Source organism: Shewanella sp. MF05960 (assembly GCF_050849305.1).
Taxonomy (GTDB): Bacteria; Pseudomonadota; Gammaproteobacteria; order Enterobacterales; family Shewanellaceae; genus Shewanella.
In genome coordinates, this window is the sequence record NZ_JBOZPS010000017.1 from 57,863 (window position 1) to 68,695 (window position 10,833).

9 protein-coding genes are annotated in these 10,833 nt (G+C 42.9%); 5 read left to right on the forward strand and 4 right to left on the reverse strand.

All coding sequences use genetic code 11. The annotated features are described in order from the left end of the window. Positions 1-75 precede the first annotated feature (75 nt). Positions 76-747, reverse strand: coding sequence for a DUF2461 domain-containing protein (locus ACROAE_RS16085; protein WP_432403557.1), 672 nt, complete (start codon positions 745-747; stop codon positions 76-78). A 609-nt stretch (positions 748-1,356) separates the two neighbouring features. Between ACROAE_RS16085 and ACROAE_RS16090 the strand changes: the two genes are divergently transcribed. From ACROAE_RS16090 to ACROAE_RS16105, 4 genes are all read left to right on the forward strand, one after another. Further along, positions 1,357-1,788 carry an ATP-dependent zinc protease family protein gene (locus tag ACROAE_RS16090; RefSeq protein ID WP_432403559.1) on the forward strand — a complete coding sequence of 144 codons (432 nt, stop codon included), beginning with the start codon at positions 1,357-1,359 and terminating at the stop codon, positions 1,786-1,788. Between the two features lie 4 nt (positions 1,789-1,792). After that, positions 1,793-2,698, forward strand: a complete 906-nt coding sequence (rimK, locus tag ACROAE_RS16095) for a 30S ribosomal protein S6--L-glutamate ligase (protein WP_188958869.1) — start codon at positions 1,793-1,795, stop codon at positions 2,696-2,698. Continuing rightward, positions 2,698-3,708: a succinylglutamate desuccinylase/aspartoacylase family protein gene (locus ACROAE_RS16100; RefSeq protein ID WP_432403561.1), complete on the forward strand. Its 1,011-nt coding sequence runs from the start codon at positions 2,698-2,700 to the stop codon at positions 3,706-3,708. The genes rimK and ACROAE_RS16100 overlap by 1 nt, the downstream gene beginning before the upstream one ends. Before the next feature lie 387 nt (positions 3,709-4,095). Beyond that, positions 4,096-5,679 carry a methyl-accepting chemotaxis protein gene (locus ACROAE_RS16105; RefSeq protein ID WP_432403564.1) on the forward strand — a complete coding sequence of 528 codons (1,584 nt, stop codon included), beginning with the start codon at positions 4,096-4,098 and terminating at the stop codon, positions 5,677-5,679. Positions 5,680-5,878: 199 nt separating this feature from the next. On the opposite strand, the gene ACROAE_RS16110 is transcribed toward ACROAE_RS16105, so the two are convergent. Next, complete coding sequence (locus ACROAE_RS16110; protein ID WP_432403567.1) at positions 5,879-7,915, reverse strand: methyl-accepting chemotaxis protein; 2,037 nt, start codon at positions 7,913-7,915, stop codon at positions 5,879-5,881. Between the two features lie 248 nt (positions 7,916-8,163). Here ACROAE_RS16110 and ACROAE_RS16115 point away from each other — a divergent pair, with 248 nt between their 5' ends. Then, positions 8,164-8,853: a fumarylacetoacetate hydrolase family protein gene (locus ACROAE_RS16115; protein WP_432403569.1), complete on the forward strand. Its 690-nt coding sequence runs from the start codon at positions 8,164-8,166 to the stop codon at positions 8,851-8,853. Between the two features lie 75 nt (positions 8,854-8,928). Here ACROAE_RS16115 and ACROAE_RS16120 read toward each other — a convergent pair whose 3' ends face one another. Next, on the reverse strand, positions 8,929-9,186 hold the full coding sequence (locus tag ACROAE_RS16120) for a hypothetical protein (protein WP_432403571.1): 258 nt from the start codon (positions 9,184-9,186) through the stop codon (positions 8,929-8,931). 17 nt (positions 9,187-9,203) lie between these two features. Then, positions 9,204-10,832, reverse strand: a complete 1,629-nt coding sequence (pfaD, locus tag ACROAE_RS16125) for an eicosapentaenoate synthase subunit PfaD (RefSeq protein WP_432403573.1) — start codon at positions 10,830-10,832, stop codon at positions 9,204-9,206. Position 10,833: the final 1 nt, after the last annotated feature.

The window sequence follows — 10,833 nt, forward strand, 5'->3', positions numbered from 1 at the left end:
AAATCATTATAAGCCAGTGGAGTTAGTTAAGCCTTCACTGGCTTGATATTGAGTTTGTGTTTAGAGCATTAAACGTTAAAAGTCTAAAGATAATGCAAAGCAAAGATAAGCCATTAGCGAACGTGTCTGCTCAAATTCTTTTGTACAAAACTCGACAAAGTCGTCACTGCACACTTGTTCAATCGAAACGGGTTTAATGGCGATAAAATCTTTACGTTTTAGCTCGTCTATTAACGGATGCTGGCTATCAAACCCTCGTGGCGGTCTAATTAGGCTGTCGCCAGTGAGTTCAAAACCAGCTTTGCTCAATACGGCTAAGGCTTTTTTGTAACCGTTTGGATTTTCATCTATGCACTGTCTAATGGCATTTAATGCTTTAGCTTCGGGATGCCAAATACCTGCAGCAATAAAGCATTCGTCGTTAGCTACATGCACATAAAACCCTGGGGCATGCACATCTTTTGCTTGAAAGTGGCGAAACTGAATACCTACATTGGTTTTATATGGTGTTTTATCTTTGCTAAAACGGCTGTCGCGTTGCGGGCGCATTAAGCTGCCACCGACTTTTTTAGGAACGGCAGTAAAACGAGGCGACAACCCTAGAACCGTGCCCTGCATCGCTTCAATAAATTGCAATGCGGGTGTACGCACGCGATCTTCATAATCAGGTTGATTCGCTTTAAACCACTCTCTGTCGTTGTTGTTGGCCAGCTTATGTAAAAAATCAAAACTTTGTAGGCTAAACATAGCAATACCTTTTAAACGGGTTTACTTAATAGAAACTCAACCATCATAATCAATGTGGTAGACGAGTGAAACCAAGATTAAATGTCGAAGTTATAATTAAATCATGCAAAAGATGAGTGATATTTGACCTTTTTTATTTTTACTTAGCGAATTTAAGGTGTTTATCTCAAGTTGACGTGTGTTTTTGGTCATTTTATTGTCAAGTGTTAACGTTGTAACTAACTGAGTTGATGTTTTATTTTCTTCTAAGCGTTAATGTTAGTTTGATATAAATAAAGCGTTAGTGTTAAAATTGAGCCAAAGGTTGTTTTATCCCAGTCTTGTTGTTTTTATTTGTCGTGCAGCATCTTGTTCACTCTTTCCTAATTCGTATTCATTCATAATGACTCATCCATCCTCTGGATTAACATGTTAATGTAATGAGTACGACTTGCTGACGTTAAAAATTAGTCAGTCGTGAGTCAATTAGTGGGTGAGAATATATTGAACGATGTCACATTGATGGCAACAAAGTCACAGATTGACGATATTACAGTACATAATCATACATAGATTTTATTGATAGATTACACTCTGGAATGAAAATTCCTCTACAAGAAAGGATTGACCATGACTGAACACTCCCTCGGTATTGTGGGTTGGCGAGAGTGGGGCACTTTTCCTGAGATTGGCAACGAAAGAGTCAAAATCAAAGTGGATACTGGCGCAAAAACGTCCTGTTTACATGCGTTTAAAATTAAACCGTTTCAAAAAGAAAAACAAAAGTGGGTCCGAGTTTGGCTTCATCCAGATCAAGACTCAGATCGTGAAGTAGTGTGCGAATTCCCTGTATTTGATCGTCGAGCGGTAAGTGACTCTGGCGGACATGTGACGAAGCGCTACGTGATAAATACGCCGATTATTATCGGTGACCAACAATTTGACATCGAACTGACCTTAACAAACAGAGATAACATGAAATTTAGAATGTTACTCGGTAGACGCGCATTAGAAGGGCGTTTTTTGGTTAATTCAGCAGAGTCGTTTTTAGCAGGAGAATAGCAAAATGCAAATCGCCATTATGTCGAGAAACCGTAATCTTTACTCGACAAGTCGTCTTAAAGAAGCCGCCGAAGCTCGTGGTCATACAATTAAAATTGTCGACCCATTAAAGTGTTATATGAACATCAACATGAATGCACCAAGTATCCATGTTCGCGGCGAAGAATTGCCGAAATTTGATGCGGTTATTCCGCGCATTGGTGCTTCGGTGACTTTTTATGGCACAGCTGTTCTGCGTCAATTCGAAATGTTGGGTACACACCCTTTAAACGAGTCTGTTGCCATTACACGTTCTCGCGACAAACTGCGTTCACTGCAGCTTTTGTCACGTAAAAATATTGGTTTACCGGTAACCGGTTTTGCTAACCAACCAGCCGATGTTCCTGACTTGCTTGATATGGTAGGCGGCGCACCGTGTGTGATTAAATTACTTGAAGGTACTCAAGGTATTGGCGTGGTATTAGCCGAAACGCGTAAAGCCGCTGAATCGGTTATTGAAGCCTTTATGGGCTTAAAAGCCAACATCATGGTGCAAGAGTATATTGCTGAAGCTGGCGGTGCCGACATTCGTTGTTTTGTGATTGGCGATAAAGTCATTGCTGCAATGAAGCGCCAAGCATTACCGGGTGAGTTCCGTTCTAATTTACACCGTGGTGGTTCTGCGAGCATTGTTAAATTAACCCCAGAAGAGCGCTCAACTGCACTTCGTGCGGCTAAAACAATGGGCCTAAACGTTGCCGGCGTAGATATTTTACGTTCTAAGCACGGTCCACTCGTGATGGAAGTAAACTCGTCGCCAGGTCTTGAAGGCATCGAAAAAGCCACTGGCATTGATGTGGCAGAAAAAATTATTCAATTTATTGAAAAGAATGTTAAGCCTACTAGCTCGAAGACTAAAGGAGTCGGTTAATGGCAAAAAAGCACGAACCGTTTGTTATTGGTGATGTTAGCGTCGCGGCAGGTACACAGCTTAGTGTAAAACTGCCCGCAGCAAAACTGTATAACGATACGCCAATGGATTTGCATGTAGAAGTGTTTCACGGTACTAAACCTGGCCCTACTTTATTAGTGTGTGCAGCTATCCATGGCGATGAGTTAAATGGCATTGAGATATGTCGACGCTTGCTCGGTCGTGTGAATGCTAAAACCTTAACCGGCACATTATTAGTGGTCCCGATTGTTAACGTATTTGGCTTTATTCAGCAATCGCGTTACCTGCCTGATCGCCGCGACTTAAATCGCTGCTTTCCAGGAACCGCTAAAGGTGCGCTTGCCAGTCGCCTAGCGCATTTGTTTAGCAGCATGTTAGTTAAGCGCGCAACTCATATTGTTGATTTGCACACCGGTGCGATTCATCGTGAGAACTTGCCGCAAATTCGTTGTGATACTGACGATGAAACCATGCTCGCGATGGCCAATGCCTTTGGTGCACCAGTGGTGATGTCTTCTAAAGCGCGCGAAGGCTCTATGCGTGGTTACGCTAACAGCCTTGATATTCCGTGTATTTTATACGAAGCCGGTGAGGCATTACGCTTTAGTGACATGTCGATTAAGTCAGGCCTTAATGGCGTGATTAATGTGATGCGTTGTATTGGTATGCTTAAAGGTAAAATTAAAGCCACAACCAGTGTGAATGCCAGCCGCAGTTATTGGGTCCGCAGTGAAGCCGACGGACTTGTTAACATCAAGCTAAAGCTGGGTGAGCGGGTATCAAAAGGTCAAGTCTTGGCTAATATCGTTAACCCTTTAGGTGGCGAACCATGGCCGTTATTGGCACCGTCTGACGGCATTATTATTGGAAACAGTAATATTCCGGTAACCAATGAAGGTGAAGCCCTGTTTCATATAGCCCAATTTAGTGGCGATGAAATTGAAATTATCAATGACAATCTTGATGATTTTATGCAGGAATACGCATAGCTTGACGAGTGAATAGCTTGACGAATTAACAGCTTGATTAGAGTGAAAAATGGCGTGGAATCGAATTCCACGCCATTTTTTTATTCTGTAGTTTATCCCCAGGTGATGTTTGAATCATATGTAATAATTGCCAAATAATATTAACGCTTTTCGTTCGGTAAATTGAGGCTTTAATTGTTATTTATTTGATAAATTTCAAGTAGATACCATAATTGAACTTATAAAAAATAAGGTTATGTATTTTAACCGTTTAACGCTATATTATTCATCATTAATTAAGCTTCGTCTTATAATCTTTGAACAGCTAGATTGCCGCTTTAGTGAGTGGTGTTAAAAATGTGCAAACGATTAAATCTTCATTACTCTCAGACTAGGAAGTCCGTGCCTATGCGCAATAATCAACCCGTGACCCAAAAGCAATATCATTTTGATGATGATTTACGCCTCATTTCTGGTACGGATTTACGTGGTCATATTACCTATTGCAACGATGCGTTTGTTGAGGTCAGTGGTTTTGATAAAAGCGAGTTGATTGGTAAACCGCATAACCTTGTGCGCCATCCTGACATGCCTAGTGATATTTTTAAAGCCATGTGGGGATGCATTGCTGCGGGCAAAGTGTGGATGGGATTAGTCAAAAACAGACGTAAAAATGGTGACCACTATTGGGTGAGTGCCTTTGTCACGCCTATTTTTGAACACAACAAAGTGGTCGGGTTTGAGTCTGTGCGTATCGTCGCATTACCCAGTGAAATCGCCCGTGCAGAAACGGCTTATGCTCGGATTAGAAATAATAAACCACCTAAACCTCTTAGTGCGAAGCTAAAACACCATGCTATTAAGCTGTTACCTACTTGGTTACCCATGCTTGTTCTTAGTTTTGTATTATTTGAGCTTTGGGGGAGTGGAGCCGGTGGTGTTGGTTTGTTGACATTGATTATTTCGACAGCGTGGAGCGGATATAAACAACAACAAGATTGGTTTGAAGTGGTTAAGCTTAACCCTAATTCATTTACTGACTTAACCGTTGCTGAAACATATTTTGCCGATTTTGGTGCTAAAGCACAGGCAAAATTAGCACTAGGATGTGAAATTGCTCGTTGTCGTACAGCAATGACACGCATTGAAGATGCCGCGAAGTCATTAGATGGTATTGTTGAACACACTCAAGTTGAGGCCGAATCGTCTGCAAAAGCGGTTGCGCATCAAAGCCTTGCGACGCAACAAATTGCGTCGGCTATTACGCAAATGTCGACAGCGATTCAAGAGGTGTCTGCCAATGTGGAACGCAATGCCGACAGCGCTAAAAATGCTTTAGACAACGTCAATGAAGGCGCAATGCTTGCTGATCAAGCAAAACATTCCATTGATGAACTCAATATTTCAGTTGCTGATATTGCCACTACGGTACGCGAATTATCAGCGTCGACAGTTGAGATTGGCCAAGCTGCGAGCTTGATTTCCAGTATTGCCGACCAAACCAACTTACTGGCATTAAATGCCGCTATTGAAGCGGCGAGAGCAGGCGATCAAGGGCGCGGGTTTAGTGTTGTCGCCGATGAAGTGCGCTCTTTAGCGGTTAAAACACGTGAGTCAACTGACAAAATTCACGGGATAGTGAATGTGCTAACCAAACGTGCAGAAAATGCGGTACAAGTGTCGGTTAAAGGCGAGCAAGCTGCAATGAATGGTGTGGGTATTGTTGATAAAACCCGCAATGCTTTAGCTTCGATTAATCAATCTGTTCAGCAGATTACACAATTAACGTTAGACATGTCAGCCGCGGTTGAGCAACAAAGTGCCGTGGCGGAACACATTAATCAGCAAATTATTGATATTGCTGATTCTGCCGAAATTACCAAAGAGTCCTCGCAAAAGTCACTGCTTAATAGCAACGAGCTAGGGAAGTCTGTATTAATGGTGCGTTCAATTATTCGCCGTTTTGCAGTCGGGACCTTAGGTAAAAAATAAGATTTGAGCTATTGGTCATTAAAAAAGGCCCGGCATTAATCTGTCGGGCCTTTTTATGGTGGTAATTTTAGCGAACTGTTTGTGGGGATTTATACTTTTTGTGAGTGCTTGTCGTGTTTATTAATGCCTACCGCCTACCGCCTACCGCCTACCGTTTAACATTTAACATTTAACATCTAACTCTCTTGCACCTTAGACATTAAAGCTTAAACCGTTCTACTGAAGCGGTTAATGAATGAGCCAGTTGATTTAGCTGCTCACTACGTTGCGCCATTGTGGTCGACTCGTCAGCATTTTGTGTAGCTGCTTCTGAGGTTTCTGTCATGGTTTGTTCTATTTGTTGGCTGTAACTCACTTGCTGCTCTGCGGCTTGAGTAATACTTTGACTCATGCCATTAATGATCCCTAATGCAGCTTCTATTTGTTCGATAGCATCGTGTAAAGACACACTTTGTTCTACACATTCATTGGCTTGATTTTGGCCCTGAGATATCGCATTGACCGCGTTAGTGGTTTCTTGTTGCAGCGCACTAATCATGTTTTGAATTTCAGCAGTCGATAATTGAGTACGCGAGGCAAGGGAACGAACCTCATCTGCCACAACAGCAAAGCCTCGGCCGTGTTCGCCCGCTCTAGCCGCTTCAATAGCTGCATTTAATGCAAGTAAGTTGGTTTGATCTGCAATCGCGCTGATGGTGGTCAAAATGCCGCCAATATTGTCGCTGTGCTGACTGAGCTTAGTCATAATAATCACCGAGTCACCCAACCCTTTTGATAAAGCATCAATCCGAATACGGTTATCATTGGCGATGGTTTTAACTTGCTCGCCTTGGGCTGAGGCTAATTTCACGTGTTGTTCAGACTCTAACGCTTGCTCGTTTACGGTCATTGAGCTGTGATGTATCTGTTCTGCCAGTTGTTTCGCTTGCTCAATATGACTAATTTGCCCTAATGCTGATGTCGATATTTTTTGACTTTGATCTTGCGATCGAATTGCCGCGTCATCCAGTAAGTGGGCGTCGCGGTTAATGTCTTGTAATAACTCAGTAAGATCATCTGTTAATTTATTGATGTTATCCATGAGTTCCCCAAACTCATCGTCATTGCGCTTTGTTAAACGCCGCGATAAATCGCCACTGGCAATGCGTGACAATGCACGATTACTGGCCTTTAGGGGCCCTAACATGGCGTTAGAAGTGAAGTAATAAATAAAGCCTGCCATCAACACAAATACAACGGCCATTAATATGGCTAATGTTTTAGCGGTAGTCACCTCATCGATAGCGAGCATTTGCATATCGTTAAAGCCTTGGTTGGCTAATTGCACCAGCTTATCTAATTGTTGGTTTGTGGATTCAAATAGTTGATTCGATTGTGTATAACTGGATTCCGCTTGCTGAAATTGCTTTACCACTTTCATTTGTGCGTTATACAAGTCACCTGGGTTATCAACTAACACCAAGATCTTCTCTAAATTGGCATCAAAGTCGGCTAACAATTGTGTTACAGGGAGCGCGGCGGCTTGTTGTTTGAGGTAATTATTATTAGTCGTGATATTGCCAAGTAACATCGCCACATCCTGCTTATGGACTTCAACGGCATCTGCCGTGGTTAAGCGACCCAGTTCGGTGACGGTGTTGCTCAGGGTAAATAACATGTCATCAATGCGAACACCTGAGCCAATAACGGCTTCTAATAATTGTGCTTCTGAGGCGGGTGCTTCTACAATTTCTAGATCGATCATGTTGTTACTGGCATCAATGTTAAGATTATCAAATTGATTTTTGAGTGTACTGAAATCATTTTTACTTTGTTCGATTGCCAGCTTGGCACTAAACATGGTTTGCGACGCTTCGGCATATTGTAAGTAGACGTTTTTAGCCTGGTTGAGTGCTTGATTCATTTGAGGATGATTGGCCACTTTGGCAGATAAATCCGCTAACGCACTCGAAAAATCTTGCTGTAAAGTATTAAATTGCTTAAAACTAATCGTAATATTGTCGTTGCCAATCTGCGAATAGGCCAAACTTTCTGTTTTGGCCATTTTGAGCAGGGTAATTTGTAAGGCATTAGATTGGTTTTGAACGGGTACGGCTAACACTTCAATATTGTTGTTCGCTGTTTGAATTTGGCTAAGCGAACGGTAAAAAAAACTACTACCAGCAAGTAATAATATGCCAATAGAAGCAAACCCCAGTGCTACTTTTTGTTTAATTGTTAATGTTAACATCGTCATTAAGTGTCTCTTATTATTTTTGTACAGTGATGACAGTCATTGTTAAGGACAGATTTATTCTCTTTTGTTAATTAAATGTAAATCTAGTTGCGGGGTAATGCAATCGTGCTGTGGAATTATTGTTCTGTTTCAGTATTCTTGAGTTTAAATGTCATTTTGTTTCAGTGTTGTGCTTACCAAGTTATGTGATAAACGGTGGTTCAATAAAGATAAATGCTAAATATATAGTAGATTAATACGAGGTTAATGTGAGATCACACAGCGTTTTACTAAAGCAACAAGCTGACGATATAGCAATTTCACCATCAAAAATTGTCTGTATTGGTCGTAATTATGTAGATCATATTCATGAACTGGGCAATGACATTCCTGATGAAATGGTGGTGTTTTTAAAGCCGAGTTCTGCTATTACTGGCACTTTGTGCAGTGAGATGGGTGAAACGCTGCATTATGAAGCCGAGCTGTGTTTTATGGTTAAGGATGGTCGATTTAGCGCGGTAGGCATTGGGCTTGATATGACCAAGCGTGAGTTGCAAGGCAAACTCAAAAAGCAGGGTTTACCGTGGGAGCGCAGTAAAGCGTTTGATGGCTCAGCATTGTTTAGCGAGTTTATTCCAATGACGTCGGCGCAACAAGATTGGTGTTTTCAATTAACCATTGATAACGTAATGACTCAACTAGGGCATCAGCAATTAATGACCTATCAACCCAACGCCATGTTTGCCGCCATCACTGAGTTTATGAGTTTAAATGACGGTGATATTGTGATGACCGGTACCCCAAAAGGGGTTGGCGCTGTTTCTGCTAATACTTCGTTTGAAATCAGCCTGTGGCCAAATGTACCTTTTGAGATATTTGAAACGGCACTGTCTGGCGATAAATCAATGACTCAGCTTTGTGGCCCAGCCATGTTAGTTAAACAATGGCAAGCAGTTTGAGTTACTGTGTGTTAAAAGCAAAAGACCCTCTTAGCTAAGAGGGTCTTTTTTATTCATAATCCAAATCAGTTTGGGTTATTTCATTAATGCAACGGCTTCCATATCGAGCTCAATATCAGTACAGCCTTTAGCGCAATAAATGCCAGGCGCTTTAGTATTTGGCTTGGCATTTTTGCTGTTAGGTGGCAATTGCAATGTCAGTGGTTTATTGCATTCGGCACAAGTCGCGCTGTTGCCTTTTAGCATGCGTTTAATCAGGTTTTTCTGCTGGTTAAATGACGCCAAAGTTGGGCCGTTTACCGCTGAAAAATCAAGTTTTTGTGTGTCGCTCATCATTGTTCCTATGCAGGCTATTTCACTTGGTCTGTTGGGCGCCAGCGCTGTAATGCAACGGGTAGGCTAACACCCTGAGCCGTTAATAGATTCACTCGTGCTAAGTAAGCGGCGCCGTGCATTAAGTGTTTGGCTAAGTCTACTGCATGACGCTGGGTGTAGTCATCTAAATAACTGCCTTTTGCCCAAGCGTTAAATGCACCAAGTGCTGGGCCGGCCCAGATTTGATAATCCATTTCACGGCCCGTTTCACCAGTATTTGACCAACGGCTTGATAAGCCAAGGTACCAGCGGAAAATTAACGCCATTTTACGTTTAGGGTTATCTTTAGCTCGCTCGATTTGTTTAGGGTCGCGCTCATTAAAATGCGTCACTGTGCCGGCCCAAATGTTATCTAGACTTGAACGAAACACTTGTTTTTCTAGCTTTTCACGCTCATCAGCCGGAATGGCTTCTATGGAGTCATAACGAGTATAGATTTCGTATAACTTGTTAGCGCGCATCGGGAAAAGGGTGCCGCGCTTAACCACTTGCAACTTAACGCCCATCTCGAACATATCAGCTGCTGGCGCCATGGTGACATCGGCCATTTCAGTCGTCGCTAATAATTTACGGGTATGTTCACTGGCGCCAGCTTCTACGCAAGCCTGGTTAATAGAACCGGTGACAATAAACGCTGCGCCCATATTGAAGGTCGCAAGAGCGGCATCGGGCGTACCCACGCCACCGCCCGCGCCAACGCGAATAGGGGTTTTGTAGTTGTATTGTGCCTGGACTTCATCTTTTAGCGCCAAAATCGTTGGCAACAAGGTCACTAATGGACGGTTGTCTGTGTGACCACCAGAATCGGCTTCGGCGGTAATATCATCAGCCATCGGCACTAATTGGGCTAATTCCATTTGTTCGGCGCTGATCAAGCCATCATCTAGCAGTTGTTGCAGCATTTTTACCGGTGCCGGTTGCATAAATTTAATCGCCACTTCGGTGCGGCTAATTTTAGCGATGACTTTGTTGTCTATGTGAATATCACCATGTGCATCACGGCTTAACCCTGCTGCGCGGTAATAGACAATTTGTGGCGTTAAACCTAAAAAGGCTGAGGCTTCAACGGTGCGCACTTTGTGTTTTAAAAATAGCTCTACGCTACCGCGCTCAAGTGCTGGCTCACTTGGACTATGGATTAAGTTAAAGGCGTATGGCCCATTTGGCAGGGCGGTTTGAATGCGCTTAATGGCTTGCTCAACGCGTGACGGAATGAGTCCCGCTGCGCCAAATGAACATAAAATACCGGCCTGGCCTAATGCGATAACCAGTTCTTCAGACGCAATACCGTTGGCCATTGCACCAGCGTAGTAGGCGTATTTAACCCCATGTACGCGGCGAAAGTTGCTGTCGCCTAAACTTTGGGTGCCAAGGGCGGGAGCAAAGGCGCTGACAGGTAGTTCATTGGCCGCAGTAATTGCATCGGTTACCACTTGTGCTTGTTGTGCGACGCCAAGGCCTTGTTGGTTATCATTAACCACATAACAGGCTTGCGATAAGTCTTTGAGCTTTTTGTTCATTCCAGCCGGGTCAAAACTGACGTGCTGCTGGCTGACTTGCCAAGGCCATGGTGAAAGCTTTTCGTTTTTTAATTGAGTTGTCATT